This window comes from Streptococcus sp. 'group B' (genome assembly GCF_002073795.1).
Taxonomy (GTDB): Bacteria; Bacillota; Bacilli; order Lactobacillales; family Streptococcaceae; genus Streptococcus; species Streptococcus agalactiae.
The window spans coordinates 2,135,616-2,151,840 of sequence record NZ_CP020432.1; the positions used below are offsets into that span (position 1 = coordinate 2,135,616).

Below are 16,225 nucleotides of genomic sequence, written 5' to 3' on the forward strand. Positions count from 1 at the left end.
ATCGTTTGTTACAGTTCGACTTTTGCCACAACTGTTTTAGCTATTTGTGGACCTGATTTTTCAAGTTTAACAGTTTTTATATCTGAAACATTTGTAAAGACGATAATCACACTTGTCTCTTTACCAGCTGCTTTGATAGCTTCCAAATCTGCTACTACAGCAAGATCGCCTGCTACCACTTTTTGACCACTAGAAATTTTAACCTCAAATGGTTGACCATCAAGAGCTACTGTATCTAGACCGATATGTACTAAAACTTCTAGGCCACTTTCTGTTAATAAACCAAAAGCATGTTTTGTTGGAAAGACACTAGTAACTGTACCTGAAACTGGAACATAGATATTGCCATCAGTTGGTTCCACAGCAAAGCCATCACCCATCATTTTTTGAGAAAAGACAGGGTCTTTAACAACATCCAATGCTTCTACTTGACCATTAGCCACCGAAACAATTTCTTCTGTTATTCCTTTATAAGTTGTAACTTGGGTTGCTGCTACAGGCTGGCCTGTTTCTAAATCAACTATTGGAATCACTGTACCTGAATCTAGCAAATCTTGAATGTCTGATTTAAGGACATCTGCTTTAGGTCCGTAAATAGCTTGAACGCCATTACCTTTTAACACCAATCCCATTGCACCAGCTTTTTTCCAAGCTGCTTCAGAACCCACGCTATTCCCATCTTTAACTGTGACACGAAGACGAGTCATACATGCATCTACATCTTCAATGTTATCACGACCACCAAGTAAATTAATAACTTGTACAACTTGAGAATTTGCATCAGCAGAACCAGAAGCTGTTGAAGGAGCATTATCAACCTCTTCGTTATCATAATTACCATTACGTCCTGCTGTTGCTAAATTGAATTTTTTAATCATAAAGTTTGCAATAAAGTACATCAATACTGCAAAAAGAAGTGTCACCCAAACAAAGTTGAAAATATCACCACCAAGGCCCGCTTTTATTCCCATGGGAACACGTGTTAAAAATTCTATATTACCAAATGAATGAACGCGGAGGTTAACAATATCTGCCATAGCAAACGCACATCCTTGAACGACAGCATATACAAGGTAGAGTGGCATTGCTGCAAACATGAACATGTACTCAATTGGCTCAGTAACACCTGTCAAGAAAGTAGCCGCTGCTGCTGAAATAAACATTGACTTGTATTTCAATTTTTTATCTTTATCAACGTTACGATACATAGCATAAGATAATCCCATCAAAATACCTGAAGCACCAATCATTTGCCCCACTTTAAAACGTGCTGGAGTGACACTTGTCAATAAGTGATGGTATTGACTTGAATTTGAGCCTTTTAAGTTGATTAAATCACCAACCCATGCTAACCACAGTGGATCTTGTCCCAACACCTGTGCTCCTTTAGTTGCACCTGTAAGGACAGTGTATGTGCCACCTAGTTGCGTGTAGTTCATTGGAATAGTTAACATATGGTGTAAACCAAATGGGAGCAATAAACGCTCTAACGTACCGTAGACAAATGGTGCTAATATTGGAGCACTGTCTTGTGAACTTGCAATCCACTTACCAAAGCCATTGATACCTGATTGAACAACCGGCCAAAATACTGATAAAATTAATGCAACAATGACTGAACGATAAATAACAACAAATGGAACAAAACGTTTTCCATTGAAAAAAGTTAAAGCATCTGGTAATTTACGATAGTTATAATATTTATTAAAGGCAGTTGCACCAACGAAACCTGAAATAATACCGACAAATACACCCATATTAAGAGCAGGTTGTCCAAGAACGTTAACAAAGTAATCTGAAACTCTGATGGTCGCACCAAATACCGTTTGAACAGTTGCTTTACTGTTTGCTAACATATCTGTTTTCACACCAAAAAAGTTCCCTGTAATAAGGTTAATAAGAATAAAGGATAAGCCAGCCGCAAAAGCACCACCGGCACGTTCTTTAGCCCAGCTACCACCAATAGCCAATGCAAATAAGATGTGTAAGTTACCAATAACTCCCCAACCAATTTGAGCAATAACATTAGCTATGCGCCCTAATAAAACATTTGATGGATCCAATAGCCTAATGGAGTTACCAATACTAACCATCAATCCTGCTGCTGGCATAACAGCAATAACAACCATCAAAGCCTTCCCAAACTTCTGCCAAAATTCAAAACTAAAGAGCTGTTTGACATTATTTTTCATCTTCAATCTCCTTTTATGCACTTAATAGTGCAAACGTTTGCGTTATGGTTTTATTATAGCACTTATTTGTTTTTTGTAAACCCTTACTTATATATTTTTTCTGAATTACTAAAAAAGTCTAGATAATATCATCTAGACTTTTATTTGTGAGTTTTTATTGTTTGTGAAGTAAAACGGTCATTGTTGTTCCCTGCCCCAAATGGCTGTCCACTTTTATACTACCATTGTGAAAATCTAAAGCACTCTTTACAATAGACAAACCTAAACCAGTCCCTCCAACTATTTTTGAGCGACTTTTATCGACGCGATAGAAACGTTCGAAAATACGTTTTTTGTCCTTCTCTGCAATGCCTAGTCCCGTATCACTAACTTCTAAGGTAATTGTATCAGGTGAATTTTTCAAAGTCACATTTACTTGACCTTTCTCATGATTATAGGTGATAGCATTGTCACACAAGTTGTACACCAAGGAATTCAATAAAACTGGATTCCCTCGCAAAATAGCTTCTTCTCCATTAAAATTGATTTGTATGTGCTTCTTATCTGCTTTAGCTTGTAAACCTTCTAAAACTTTTTGTGTTAAGTCATACAGATTTACTGTCTCTTGCGGTAATTTTTCTTGTTCATCAAGGTGAGAAAGGTTGATAATATCCTCAACCAATTTAACTAATCGTTCAGATTCTTTATGAATTTTAGCTGCAAATTGTGGGACTTCTTCGTTTGGAACCATTTGATTAGCTAACAGTTCTGAGTAACCAGAAATAACATGAAGCGGGGTTTTCAATTCATGAGAGACATTGGCAGTAAATTCACGTTGAAGTTGTTCCATTTGGAGTTGGTCAGTCACATCAAACAGTAGAACAACCAATCCTGTTACTCGGTTGTTATCTGTAGTTGGTCTTACCAAGACGCGGTAATGATTATTTTCAATGTCAATATTAGCCTCTTTCTTTTTCCCTTTTAGTCCTTGATCAATTAAGTCTTTGAGAGTTAAATCTCGGCTAACTTCCATCATAAAGCGCCCATGCCAATCATCATTAATTTGGAATAACTTTAAAGCTTCTGCGTTGATACTAACGATTCTTGCTTGATCATCTAAAAGAATCATTCCTTCCTTAATTTTAGAAATAATGGTATCAAATTCTTTTTGACGCTTTTGTAATAACAGTTTTTGATGTTGAATCTTAGCCTGATGGCTATCAAGACGCCTTAATAATGGTGTTATCTCCTCGTAACTATCATTTGATAAAGGATGATCTAAGTCAATATTGTTTAAAGGCTCTGATACTTTTTTTGCTATATATCGTGCAATTAATACAGATAAAATAATAGCAAGTAAGATGATAATTGCTAAGGGACTCATCATACCAAGGAGAAGATAAAAAATAGTTTGTTGCGCAACTGATAAACGAACTATCGTTCCATTATTTAAACGTTGCGCAGCATAGATAGACTTCTCAGTAAGTGTCGCTGACCACCTCGTGCTCTCACCATAACCACTCTTGATAGCTTCTTTAATTTCTTGACGATTGGCGTGATTTTTCATATGTTTTGCATCTGATTGGGTATCATAAAGCACTTGTCCCTTATTATCTACCCAAGTAATACGCACATTTGAAGTTTTAAGATTTTCAAAATAATCTTTACCTTCAAAGGAAATTCCTTGTGACGCCAGTGCCGTTTGTGTTCTCAACTGTTCTCGCTGAATGCGATTGAAGTAATTATAGAGAAATCCCATAATCATCAAAATTGTAACTAAAACAATTCCCAAACTAGCGGATAAAGTTGTACGGAAAATTTTTTTAGTCATGTCTTTCCTCCAAACGGTATCCAACTCCCCTTACTGTAGCGATCAAATAGCCATCCTCACCAAGTTTTGTTCGCAGTGTCCCAATGTGAACATCCACAGTTCTAGTTTCTCCTAAAAATTGTTCTCCCCAAACCTTATCCAGAAGTTCTTGCCTTGTAAAGACTCTATTGGGATTACGGAAGAATAATACTAATAACTCAAATTCCTTTAGGGTTAAGTGGATTTTTTCCGTTCCCCTTTTGACCCAATAATTAGTCGGGTCAATCTCTAAATTTCCAATGATAATATGAGCTTTTGAATCTACTTGGCGGCTACGTCTCAAGACTGCTTTTATTCGTGAAATCATTTCCATCATCCCAAAAGGTTTGACGAGATAATCATCTGCTCCAAGATCTAACCCTTTAACTTTATCATACTCACTACCTTTAGCAGTTGTCATGATTACTGGTATCATTTCCGTTTGATGTTTTCTCCTTAAACGCTCTAAAATAGTCAAACCATCATCTCCCGGCAACATAATATCAAGTAAAATCAAGTCTGGAACTTTCTCCTGAACAGCTTCCCAAAAAAGCTCTGAACTCGAGAATCCTTGAGCTGTAAAACCTGCCATTTGCAAAGTATAGAGCATCATTTCGCGAATATCAGCATCATCTTCAACACAATATATCATTACGCTTCTCCATCTAGGTTACCTGTTATTGAGAAAAGCACCCATTTAGCAATATTTACTGTATGATCACCAATACGCTCTAGGTACTTGGCGATCATTAAAACATCTATGGGATATTCACCATCAACATCCTGTACCGAAAAATATAACACTAACTGTTTCTTTATTGTATCAAATTCCTGGTTAACTGTCCTATCTTGTTCAATTACTTGATGCGCTTGTTCTTCATTGTCATAAATAAAAGCATCTATACTCTTAGTCAGCATACTAATGACATTATTAGACATGCTGTTAAGTTGATCCCTTTCAGAACCTGCACCTTGGATAATATGACCTAAACTAACAATTTCCGCAATTTCATAAGCTTGAGCACCAATACGTTTCATATCATAAACCATTTTTAATGCAGAAGAAATACGGCGTAAATCCTTGGCAACTGGTTGCTGACGAAGTAAAAGTTTTAAACATCTCTCCTCAATATCCCGTTCCATTTGTTCAATCTTGTGATAAGTTTCAGAAATATCGTCAAGGTAAACATCATTACTATTTGTTAGAGCACCTAAGGACTTCCCAATGATGTCCTCACACAATGCCCCCATAAAAATAATTTCTTTATTAAGGTCATTAAGTTGACTTGCAAATCGTGAACGAATCATCCGAATCTCCCTGTAATGTAGTTTTCTGTACGCTCATCTTGTGGCAATGAAAAGAGTTGGCTCGTTTTGTTATATTCAACCACTTCTCCCATCAGAAAGAATGCTGTTTTATCAGAAATACGAACAGCTTGTTGCATATTATGTGTCACTATAACAATAGTGTAGTTCTTCTTCAGTTGGATAACCAATTCTTCAATTTTTGCTGTTGAAATAGGATCCAAGGCACTTGTGGGTTCATCCATAAGTAAAACATCAGGCTCAATAGCAAGAGCACGCGCAATACACAAACGTTGCTGCTGTCCGCCAGACATACCCAGAGCAGATTTGTGAAGACGATCTTTAACCTCATCCCATAGAGCCGCCTGTTTAAGGGAACGTTCAACGATATCATCTAACTCTGCTTTGGAATGAATACCGTGCGTTCTTGGACCAAAAGCAACATTATCATAAATGCTCATTGGAAACGGATTAGGTTTTTGAAACACCATTCCAACCTTTTTACGCAATTGGTTAATATCCAATTGTCTATAGACATCCTCGCCTTCTAAAGTAATATCCCCTGTGATTTTGCAATTTTTGACCAAATCATTCATACGGTTAATACTTTTCAAGAGAGTAGACTTTCCGCACCCAGAAGGTCCAATAAAGGCTGTGATTTCTTTTTCTTCAATGTCTAAATTAACATCCTTCAGAGCGTGAAATTCTCCATAATACAAATCTAAATTATTAATTACTAATTTACTCACTGTTCGACTCACTTCCTAATCGTTTGGCTACTAGTCCAGATACAAAATTGACAATAATAACTAAAAGCAATAAGATGACCGCAGTCGCATAAGTTTGGTCAACATATAAGCCCTCACCCGAAATAGCATACATATGTACTGCTAAAGTACGAGATGAACTAAATACCGAATGTACTACTTTTGCAACTGTTCCAGCTGTGAAAATAAGTGCTGCTGACTCACCAATGATACGTCCTATCGCTAAAATAATACCAGCAAAAATACCAGACATAGCACTAGGTAATACGATTTTAAATATGGTTCTCAATTTACCAGCACCAAGCGCAAAGGCTCCTTCTCGATAAGAATCCGGAACAGATAGTAAAGCTTCTTCAGTTGTCCTCATAATCAAAGGTAAAATCATGATGCTCAAAGTCAGAGAACCCGATATCAAAGATAAGCCTAAGTGTGTGTATTTTACAAAAAATAATGCACCAAATAAACCATAAATAATTGAAGGTATCCCTGCCAATGTCTCGGTTGCAACACGGATAATTTTGAGATAAGGATTATCACGTCTAGCATATTCCGTTAGATAAATTGATCCACCAATACCAAGGGGAACTGCAAATAATAAAGTTAAGGCGATGATAAAGATAGTGTTAATGAAAGCTGGTAATAGTGAGACGTTCTGAGTATTATAAGTCCATGCAAACAAGCCAGTATTCACATGAGGAAGCCCCTTAACTAAAATATAAATAACAACAAATGCAATTGTAGCAAAACTTAGAATTGCTCCCAAATAGACAATAGCAAAAAGAAAGAAGGAAAGGGGATCTTTTTTTAAAGATGCTAAATATTGTTTTGACGTTCTTTGGTTAATATTTTCCATCTTATTCCTCTTTCTGTAATGCTGAAAAACTGATATTAATCATTAATATAAAGATAAAGAGTACCACAGCTGTACCAATTAAGGCTTGACGATGCAAACCAGAAGAATATCCCATTTCCATGACAATATTAGTGGTTAGAGTTCTAACGCCTGATGTCAGCGATTGAGGCAAGACAGCTTGATTACCCGCTACCATGATGACAGCCATTGTTTCACCAATAGCACGTCCAATTCCCAAAACAACCGATGCTAAAATACCACGTTTAGCAGCTGGTAAAACAGCAAAGAAGACACTTCGTTCATGAGAGGCACCAAGGGCAATACCGCCTTCATAATAGCTCTCTGGAACAGCTCTTAAAGAAGATTCTGAAATGCTAACAATTGTTGGTAAAATCATAATTCCTAGCAAAATTGAAGCTGCTAAGACTCCCATACCAAAGCCACCAATATATTGCCTTATCATAGGGACAATGACAACGAGTCCAAAGAAACCATAAACAACTGAAGGAATTCCCGCCATTAAATTGATAGCTGACTTTAAAGGCCTATAAATATTTTCTGGGCAGAAATAAGCCATAAAAACAGCAGTAAGGATACCTATCGGGCCTCCTAAAAGTAAAGCTCCCGCTGTAACATATAAGGAACCTACAATCATTGGAAAGATGCCAAAAATATTATTACTAGGATGCCAGACTTTACCAAATATAAAATTTCCCCAGCCGATTTTTGTAATAGCTGGAAGACCACTAGAGAAGAGAAAGAGGCAAATTAAAATAGCTGATATAACACTGACGCAAGCCGTGATGAAAAACACAGCTTGCATAAGACCTTCTTTTGTTTGTTTCATTGTTTACTCTTACCTTACTTTGATAAGTCAGACCAAGACGTTGTCTTTCCAGTAAAAATGTCTTTTACTTGTTTTGTTGATAGATCATTAACTTTATTTTTCTTATTAACAACTACTGCAATACCATCTGTTGCAATAACAGTAGCTTTGACCCCTTTGGATGACTCTGTCTTATCCAATTCACGTGATGCCATACCTATATCTGCTGATCCATCAATTGCGCTTGTAATCCCAGTTGAAGAATCACTTTGTTGAATTTCAACATCTACTTTTGTATTTACTTTATGATAGGCTTCTTTAATCTTTTCCATAACCGGCGTTACTGAACTTGAACCTGCTATAACAACTTTACCAGATGACACTTTTGCTTGATATGCTTTAGCATTGTCAAGTGGAATATAGCCATTTTTCTCAACGACTGCTTGCCCATCTTTGCTTAAGATATAATCAATAAAATCTTTTGTTGCTTCTTTTTCCTTACCTTCTTTTGTTACAATATTGAAAGGACGAGAAATCTTATAGCTTCCTGATTTAATATCTTTTACAGTCGCATTTTTGCCATCAATTTTAAGCACTTTAACGCTACTATTTAATGAACCTAGTGAAGAATAACCAATAGCTGACGGGTCTTTAGAGACAGTGGTTAGCATAACTGAAGTTGAATTGGTAACAGTTGCTGCATCAGAAGTATGGTCTACTTTTTCGCCCTTTTTATTTTTTGACTCGATCCCAAATAACTCTATGAAAGCTCCACGAGTTCCAGACCCTTCCTCTCTAGAAACAATGTTAATTGTCCCTTTAGATGAAGATGATGAATCATTTGAGCATCCTGCTAGGATGCCAATTCCCATAAGACCAGATACCGCCAAAAGAGATAGCATTTTGTGTTTTTTCATGATGAACTCCTAAATATTTTTTGATTTGATTTTATTATAGTTAAGGAATATCAAATCTCTTTGAGGATTTTTGTAAAATCAATGTAAAATTAAAAAGAGTTGGAAAATTATCCAAACTCCTTTTTTCTATTATGGTAATTCAGCCAATAAGTCGGCTTGAAACAGTTGTTATACCACATAATTGAAGTATAACTATCCCATTATAGAGTTAACTTACGAATGATGTCAATGATTTTTTCAGCCACTTCTTCAGCATTTAAATGATTTGTATTAATATGAATAACATTGGAAAATGTGTCTAAATAATGTTTTTTAGCAGGCAACAGGTGATGAGTATACCATTTGAAAAAATGACGCCGTCTATTAAAATCATTTTTTTGACGTTGGTATAGGACCGTCTCATCTGCATCTAGAAAAATAATATAATCAGCAAAACATTCCTTTAGCCTATTTACCTCTAGTAACAAATTAGAAGGTAAAGTCAACTATAACCCGCCACCTTTGGAAAGTATTGTGTATAGAAAGCAATTTCCTCAGCTCCATAATCCATTAACACTATTTCATTATCTCTAACAAGTTCGTATCTATCTCGCTCATGCTGAATAAATAGTTGTTGAATTTCACAATAATCGTCTAATTTATTGTTATCAAGCTGATGTTTATTAATCTTATCAACTACTGGTGAAATATCCTCAAAACTAATAGCGATTTTCGGGTAAACTTTCTCAATGATTTTCAAAGCTGTGGTTTTCCCTACAGCCATATCACCTTGAATAGCAATAATCATAATAACTCCGCTGAGTAACTAATAACACTTAGAGCATAGAGCGGTGCTGTTTCTGTGCGCATGATGCGTGGACCCAGGCCCACCTTGATAGCTCCAACCTCTTCAAAAGCTGCGATTTCTTTTGGAGAAATGCCCCCTTCTGGTCCAAAGATGAAGAGGAGCTTGTCACCTGCTTTTACAGTCTGCAAATTCTGGGCTAACGCTGACATTTCACCCTCCTTGGCAGACTCTTCATAGGCGATAAAAATCTTATCAAAGCCTGCAAGCTCCGCTTGAAAATCAGCCTTCTTCTCAAATAAACGAACCTGAGGAAGACGATTACGCTTGCTCTGCTCCGCTGCGCCCAGAGCAATTTTTGCCAGCTTATCTTCTTTTTTAGCTAGTTTCTTGCCGTCCCACTTGACGACTGACCAGTCAGCTGGGAATCCCCAGATAGCCGCAGCACCCAATTCTGTTGCCTTTTGCGTCACAAAATCCAACTTGTCTCCCTTGGGAAAACCTGAGGCGATGGTCACTTGGACAGGCATTTCAACATTGCTGTCTAGCTCTTCTAGAATTTGGAAGCGATGGGCAGAGCTGTCCACCACCTTTGCCAGACGCTTGATGGCATCATCAAAAACCAAGACCACTTGGTCATCTTCTGTCAATCGCATGACATTGAACATGTGCTTGATGGTATCCTTGTCCTCGATGGTCACAAAGTCATCTGCTTTGCCATTTACAAAATACTGTTGCATTAGCCGCCAATCACTCCTGAAATATCATCTGTCTTTTTGAAAACACAGGCATTCCACTCACCTTGAACCATGTGAGTCTCAAGGAAGAAACCAGCTTTTTCAGCACTCTCACGCACCATGTCCCATTTTTCAGAAATGATACCAGACATGATGAGATAACCCTCATCCTTGACCAAACGGTAGGCATCGTCTGTCAGATGGATCAAAATATCCGCCAAAATATTGGCAATAATGACATCTGCCTCTTGCTGGACACCTTTGAGCAGGTCACCAGCAGCCACATGAATATTATCAGTACCAGGGTTCATATCGATATTTTCCTGAGCCACGCGCACCGCAACATCATCCAAATCATAAGCATAGATGTCCTTGGCACCCAAGAGAGAGCTAGCAATAGACAAAACGCCAGAACCAGTCCCCACATCGATAACCGTCTCACCACCACGAAGCACTTGCTCCAAGGCAAAAAGACTCATCTTAGTCGTTGGGTGAGTCCCAGTCCCAAAAGCCATACCAGGATCCAGCTTGATAATCTTCTCACCAGCCTTAGCCTCGTAGTCCGTCCATGACGGCACGATGGTCAAATCATGGGTAATGCGAGCTGGCTCATAGTACTTCTTCCAGTTATCAGCCCAGTCCTCTTCAACCAATTCCTGACTGTCAAGGTTGACGCTACCCGTCGCAAGACCAAAGCCTTCAAAATTAGCCAAACGATCAGCCAGATCAGCCTTAACCGCCTCAATATCAAGCGTATCAGGATAATAGGCAGTAATAGCGATCATATCAGATTGCTCCACCTCAGGATAAAGCTCGCCGAAACGATCCTCCTGTCCAAGATAATCAGCCGAGTCGCTAATGGCAACCCCCTGACTGCCAGTTTCAATCAATAAATTCGAGACAGCTTCCTCTGCCTCACGATTCACGTGAACCGTTAGTTCATTCCATGTGTTCATGTAGTAACTCCTTCATTATTTTTACTTAAATCAATAAAATAGTTCAACTGCCATCGCTGTGTCACCAAAGCTGTTCTATTTAAATCGCTACACCAAGGAGAGTAAAATCGCATAGCCATCTTTCCTTGAGAGTTAGCAGATGAAAGAATACCCTTACTCACTGCAACCTCTTTGGGAATGATGAACAAACCTTTCCTCCTACCATCTTTAATGACAATAATCAAATCTTCCACTTCATCTTGTTCATAAAAAGGAATATTTTTACCATTTCCATCTTTCTGCCAAAATACTGTAAAATACCCCATCTTGCTAGCTGTCTTATGAGCTAAACGACACCTTTTATAGTTTCCATCGCCTTCAATTCTTATGAGGATACCTTCATATTTTTCATTCCACTTTTCTTCTTTAACTTCAAAGGAAGAATACCATTCCCTTAGTAGCTCAACTATTTCTATAACTATCCCTCCTTTATCTTCAAATCAATATGATTAACCATACTTTTCAAAATAATTTATTTTTTGCTTGACCCTGACCTTAGGTTATCCTTTATACTATGTAAGTGAGAGGAGGTTATTACCATGAAAACAGTTAAAGAAGTCAGTATCTTAAGCGGTGTAAGTGTGCGCACCTTACATCACTATGATAAAATCGGTTTATTCCCACCTACCGCCCTATCCGAAGCAGGCTATCGACTTTATGACGATGAAGCATTGATTCGCCTGCAAGAAATTTTGCTATTTCGTGAGTTGGAATTCCCTCTCAAAGATATCAAATACCTGCTTGAGCAAGCAAAAGAGGAAAGGCAAGACTTATTAGCCCAACAAATCAAATTGCTTGAATGGAAAAGATCGCATCTTGAGCAGGTTATCACCCATGCGAAACGATTACAAGAAAAAGGATATGATTATATGAATTTCGATGTTTATAATAAAACAGAATTAGAACAATTACAAGCTGAAGCAAAAGAAAAATGGGGACAAACAGCAGCCTACCAAGAATTTGCTCAAAAACATGCTTCAGATGACTTTGCACAAATTAGCCAAGAAATGGCAAAAATAATGGTACAATTTGGGCAATTAAAGACACAAAATGTATCTGATGAATCTGTTCAAATGTGTGTGAAACGGCTACAAGACTATATCTCTCAGCATTTTTACACCTGTACCAATGAAATCCTTGCTGGACTAGGACAAATGTATCAATCAGATGACCGGTTTAGTCAATCAATTGACAAAGCTGGTGGAGCAGGAACAAGTGAATTTGTCAGCCAAGCTATTGCTTACTATTGCCAATAAACTATCAGAAAACTAGACAATCATCTAGTTTTCTTTTTTTATTCTATCTTCTTTGTCATATAGACCATATCCATTCCTTCTTGCTCAGGTTCGGTATGGGTTGAATGATAACCACATTTTTCATAAAAACTGACCATTAGTTTTTCTTGCGCAATCGTACATAAATCCCACTTTGTAAGCTTAGGATAGGTTTTCTCTAATAAAGCCATCGCTGCTGAGCCGTAGCCCTGTCCTTGATATTGGGGAAGAATAGCCGCCGTACCAAGCCAAGCACGCTTCTCCTCGTCCTTGATAACCAATCTAAGAAAACCAACAATTGTCTCATCAACAAGGACAAAATGATAGAAACAATCTGGTCGCTCCACTAGTTTCCATCGAATCTGCTCAACTTCTTCCACATAGGGATCGTATTGATCGTGGTATTTCTCATAGACTGCCTTAAAGCTAGCTCTCTGAATGGCAATAATCTTCTCTAAATCACTAGCTTCCGCCTTTTGTAAAGTAATCATCTTCCACCTCCAAATAATCTCTCAACCTCTCCTGCAACTGAGGAATGACCTTTTTATGGCTTAAAAATTCGTCAATGGACATGAGCTTGTAGTCTTGTCCTTCATCGCCTAGAACAATGCTATCGTACTCTTTCTGACTGATATGTCCAACCATAAAAACCGATAATTTATCAGGGTTCAGCATACCCCTATAAGTCTTGACCCAATCAATATGGTTTCGAGTTAAGGTCAGATTTAATTCTTCACTAACTTCTCGAAAAAGACATTCCAAAGGTGTTTCATCGCCCTCACGACCATCGCCTGGTAAGTCCCAAAAGCCTGCATAGGGCAAATCTGGAAAATCATCTCTTAGGCTGGTCAAAATCTTTCCCTCGCAGAAAAGAGCGATCTTTGCACCTGAGAAATCAAATAACTCATCAAAAATATCCATGCAATAACCTCAATTCTATTCCTAAAGCTCCATATTTTCTGATTTGTTCAGGGGGATAATAACGTTCCATATCCTCTGGTCTGGCTGTTTCTATATCATCCAATGTATATCCACATTTTAGCAAATCCATCAAGTCTAATATCTCGGATAAGGGTAAAACTCTGTCTCTTTCAGTTCTGCTCTGCCATTTTCAAAAGCATCCGTATCCCAAGAAAGACCGAACTCTTCGATACTGTCATCGGTGAGGAAGTCCATGAGGTCGCTCAACCCTTCAGTGGCAACCTCGTTGAGAGTCTCCGCAAAATAAGCCAGAAACTCACGCGACAAGCCCTTCTTAGGCTCATAGGGGATAGTCACCAGATAGTCCTCAGCATCAAAGCGAGACTTGACAGGGTTGTAAAAGAGTACATAGTCCTCAAAAACGATGTCCTCGCTACTCATCTCCCCCTGGTCGTCCACGGTTTCAATAGCAGAGCTGTTTTGTGCTTCTAATATAAAAGTGACTTCTACAGTATGATTTTTCTTATCCCAATCCATGGCAAAGTCATACTGTAAATGCTTATCCAATTCTTCTTCTAGTACCGATAAAAATCCAAATTTAGCCATCTTATGTCCTTATTTTCTATTTATTCTTTCTTATTATAACATGAATATAGAAGAAAAACGTTACAGACTCAGGTTAATCAAAAGGTAGTTCCTACTTATTTTTATGTTACAATAGTCTCAAAGACTAGTCGTTTTTGACTGACTTCATACTATGTTAAAAGAGTCAGCTGAGAGAAAAACTCTATATAAAAAATAGAAAGGATTTGAACACGGGACTAATTTTCTAAAAGAAAAGATGAACTTCCTAGTGTCTGACGACACTTCGTCGTTCCCTATTTCTTTACGAAAATTTTCGTAAACCGAACCGTCCCTTTGTATCATCAATTATGATTATCAGACCTATGCAGAACTGCGACCGTGAGGCAGTTCTGACCTTACAAAATACTGGCTGGACTGCTCTTACCTCTCCTGTCTATGACCACAAGTGGACTGAGAGTGACTTGGAGAAGAATCTGGCAAATGGCATGTCCTTCTTTGTCGCTGAGATCGATGATAAGATCGCTGGCGTCTTGGACTTTGGTCCCTACTATCCTTTCCCAGCTGGCAAGCATGTTGCCACTTTCGGCATTCTCATCGCTGAACCCTACCAAGGTCAGGGGCTAGGTAAGGCTCTCTTGAAAGCTCTGCTAACTGAGGCTAAAGCTCAAGGTTACATCAAGATTGCCATGCACGTCATGGGCAACAATAGTAGAGCCATTTCCCTCTATCAAAAATACGGTTTTACCGAAGAGGCTCGAATCACTAAAGCCTTTTTCATTGAAAATCATTATGTTGATGCTTTAATTTTCGCAAAAGATTTGGAGAATAATCATGGCTGACAATCTTGCTCTACGTATGCGTCCTCGCAATATTAATGAAGTCATTGGGCAGCAACATCTCGTTGGTAATGGCAAAATTATTGATCGAATGGTTGCAGCTAATATGTTATCTTCCATGATCCTATATGGACCACCAGGTATTGGGAAGACTTCTATTGCTTCTGCTATTGCTGGTACTACTAAATATGCCTTTCGTACTTTTAATGCCACTGTTGATAGTAAAAAACGTCTTCAAGAAATTGCAGAAGAAGCTAAATTTTCTGGTGGCTTAGTTTTATTACTTGACGAGATTCATAGACTTGACAAGACAAAACAAGATTTTCTTTTACCTTTACTTGAGAATGGCAATATTATTATGATTGGAGCAACAACTGAAAATCCTTTCTTTTCAGTAACTCCTGCCATTAGAAGTAGGGTACAAATTTTTGAGCTAGAACCTCTTTCTAACGAGGATATTAAAAAAGCCATTCAACTAGCAATTTCCGATAAAGAACGGGGATTTCCTTTTTTAGTGACAATTGATGATGGGGCGCTAGATTTCATTGTTACCGCCACAAATGGAGACCTACGATCTGCTTATAATTCCTTGGATCTAGCAGTCATGTCTACTTCTCCTAACGAAGATGGTAGCCGTCATATTAGTCTAGAGACAATGGAAAATAGTCTGCAACGTAGTTATATTACAATGGATAAAAACGGAGATGGGCATTATGATGTCCTATCAGCCTTACAAAAATCAATTAGAGGTTCTGATGTCAATGCCAGCCTGCACTATGCCGCTCGTTTAGTAGAAGCTGGAGATTTACCTAGTTTAGCAAGACGTTTGACCATTATTGCTTATGAAGATATCGGCTTAGCTAACCCCGAAGCACAAATACATACTGTGACTGCATTGGAAGCTGCCCAACGCATTGGTTTTCCAGAAGCTCGTATTCTTATTGCTAACATTGTTGTGGATTTAGCTCTATCACCTAAATCAAATTCAGCCTATTTGGCTATGGATGCAGCCTTAGCTGATTTACGTCGTTCAGGAAATTTACCTATTCCACGTCACCTAAGAGATGGACATTACAGCGGTAGTAAAACCTTGGGCAATGCAAGGGATTACAAGTACCCTCACGCCTATCCTGAAAAATGGGTTAAACAACAATACTTACCAGATAAACTAGTAGGACATAATTATTTTGAAGCCAATGAAACTGGTAAATACGAACGTGCACTTGGTTCAAATAAAGAGCGCATTGATAAGCTCTCAGACTGATTGCCAGTTTTAAAAATCGCAATCGATTTCAAAAATCGATAATTTTGCTTGAAAATTTTATAAAAAGTGGTATCATAAAGACATAGAAACATTGCTGTGGCATACGAATCCACATCTAAGTGTTGACCGACTATTTCTTTG

17 protein-coding genes and 2 pseudogenes are annotated in these 16,225 nt (G+C 38.0%); 3 read left to right on the forward strand and 16 right to left on the reverse strand.

What is annotated here, in order from left to right; genetic code table 11:
• Positions 1-8: 8 nt before the first annotated feature.
• The 12 genes and pseudogenes from A6J68_RS11150 to A6J68_RS11205 form a co-directional block, all read right to left on the reverse strand.
• Positions 9-2,192 (reverse strand): PTS transporter subunit IIBC, encoded by a 2,184-nt coding sequence (locus tag A6J68_RS11150; RefSeq protein ID WP_000795059.1) that lies wholly within the window; start codon positions 2,190-2,192, stop codon positions 9-11.
• Positions 2,193-2,346: 154 nt separating this feature from the next.
• Positions 2,347-4,002: an ATP-binding protein gene (locus tag A6J68_RS11155; protein WP_000162290.1), complete on the reverse strand. Its 1,656-nt coding sequence runs from the start codon at positions 4,000-4,002 to the stop codon at positions 2,347-2,349.
• Complete coding sequence (locus A6J68_RS11160; protein WP_000638645.1) at positions 3,995-4,672, reverse strand: winged helix-turn-helix domain-containing protein; 678 nt, start codon at positions 4,670-4,672, stop codon at positions 3,995-3,997. The genes A6J68_RS11155 and A6J68_RS11160 overlap by 8 nt, the downstream gene beginning before the upstream one ends.
• Positions 4,672-5,328 carry a phosphate signaling complex protein PhoU gene (gene phoU / locus A6J68_RS11165; RefSeq protein WP_000621376.1) on the reverse strand — a complete coding sequence of 219 codons (657 nt, stop codon included), beginning with the start codon at positions 5,326-5,328 and terminating at the stop codon, positions 4,672-4,674. Before phoU ends, A6J68_RS11160 begins: the two co-directional genes overlap by 1 nt.
• Entirely contained in the window at positions 5,325-6,074 is a 750-nt protein-coding gene (pstB, locus tag A6J68_RS11170; RefSeq protein WP_000041121.1) for a phosphate ABC transporter ATP-binding protein PstB, read from the reverse strand. Before pstB ends, phoU begins: the two co-directional genes overlap by 4 nt.
• On the reverse strand, positions 6,067-6,945 hold the full coding sequence (gene pstA, locus A6J68_RS11175) for a phosphate ABC transporter permease PstA (protein ID WP_000427926.1): 879 nt from the start codon (positions 6,943-6,945) through the stop codon (positions 6,067-6,069). Before pstA ends, pstB begins: the two co-directional genes overlap by 8 nt.
• A gap of 1 nt (position 6,946) precedes the next feature.
• The gene (pstC, locus tag A6J68_RS11180) at positions 6,947-7,792 is read right to left on the reverse strand and encodes a phosphate ABC transporter permease subunit PstC (protein WP_000814834.1); all 846 of its coding nucleotides are present in this window, start codon (positions 7,790-7,792) and stop codon (positions 6,947-6,949) included.
• Positions 7,793-7,806: 14 nt separating this feature from the next.
• Complete coding sequence (locus A6J68_RS11185) at positions 7,807-8,688, reverse strand: substrate-binding domain-containing protein (RefSeq protein ID WP_000716333.1); 882 nt, start codon at positions 8,686-8,688, stop codon at positions 7,807-7,809.
• Positions 8,689-8,888: 200 nt separating this feature from the next.
• Positions 8,889-9,475 (reverse strand): annotated as a pseudogene (locus A6J68_RS11190) (thymidylate kinase).
• A complete protein-coding gene (locus tag A6J68_RS11195; protein WP_001188245.1) occupies positions 9,472-10,212 on the reverse strand; it encodes a 16S rRNA (uracil(1498)-N(3))-methyltransferase in 741 nt (246 codons plus the stop codon). The pseudogene A6J68_RS11190 and the gene A6J68_RS11195 overlap by 4 nt, the downstream one beginning before the upstream one ends.
• Entirely contained in the window at positions 10,212-11,165 is a 954-nt protein-coding gene (gene prmA / locus A6J68_RS11200; RefSeq protein ID WP_001099291.1) for a 50S ribosomal protein L11 methyltransferase, read from the reverse strand. Before prmA ends, A6J68_RS11195 begins: the two co-directional genes overlap by 1 nt.
• Entirely contained in the window at positions 11,162-11,626 is a 465-nt protein-coding gene (locus A6J68_RS11205; protein ID WP_306425658.1) for a MepB family protein, read from the reverse strand. The genes prmA and A6J68_RS11205 overlap by 4 nt, the downstream gene beginning before the upstream one ends.
• Before the next feature lie 117 nt (positions 11,627-11,743).
• On the opposite strand from A6J68_RS11205, the gene A6J68_RS11210 reads away from it, so the two are divergent.
• A complete protein-coding gene (locus A6J68_RS11210; protein ID WP_000859577.1) occupies positions 11,744-12,460 on the forward strand; it encodes a MerR family transcriptional regulator in 717 nt (238 codons plus the stop codon).
• Between the two features lie 38 nt (positions 12,461-12,498).
• Here the strand turns inward: A6J68_RS11210 and A6J68_RS11215 are convergent, their stop codons facing one another.
• The 4 genes and pseudogenes from A6J68_RS11215 to A6J68_RS11230 form a co-directional block, all read right to left on the reverse strand.
• Complete coding sequence (locus A6J68_RS11215) at positions 12,499-12,969, reverse strand: GNAT family N-acetyltransferase (protein WP_000631751.1); 471 nt, start codon at positions 12,967-12,969, stop codon at positions 12,499-12,501.
• Complete coding sequence (locus tag A6J68_RS11220) at positions 12,941-13,399, reverse strand: NUDIX hydrolase (protein ID WP_000350741.1); 459 nt, start codon at positions 13,397-13,399, stop codon at positions 12,941-12,943. Before A6J68_RS11220 ends, A6J68_RS11215 begins: the two co-directional genes overlap by 29 nt.
• Positions 13,386-13,529, reverse strand: a pseudogene (locus tag A6J68_RS11770) (RNA-binding protein); the annotation flags it as partial. The pseudogene A6J68_RS11770 and the gene A6J68_RS11220, both read right to left, overlap by 14 nt.
• A gap of 5 nt (positions 13,530-13,534) precedes the next feature.
• The gene (locus A6J68_RS11230) at positions 13,535-14,005 is read right to left on the reverse strand and encodes a DUF3013 family protein (protein WP_001051344.1); all 471 of its coding nucleotides are present in this window, start codon (positions 14,003-14,005) and stop codon (positions 13,535-13,537) included.
• A gap of 326 nt (positions 14,006-14,331) precedes the next feature.
• Between A6J68_RS11230 and A6J68_RS11235 the strand changes: the two genes are divergently transcribed.
• Positions 14,332-14,823 carry a GNAT family N-acetyltransferase gene (locus A6J68_RS11235; RefSeq protein ID WP_001869680.1) on the forward strand — a complete coding sequence of 164 codons (492 nt, stop codon included), beginning with the start codon at positions 14,332-14,334 and terminating at the stop codon, positions 14,821-14,823.
• Complete coding sequence (locus tag A6J68_RS11240; RefSeq protein WP_000774767.1) at positions 14,816-16,084, forward strand: replication-associated recombination protein A; 1,269 nt, start codon at positions 14,816-14,818, stop codon at positions 16,082-16,084. Before A6J68_RS11235 ends, A6J68_RS11240 begins: the two co-directional genes overlap by 8 nt.
• The last annotated feature ends 141 nt before the right edge of the window (positions 16,085-16,225 follow it).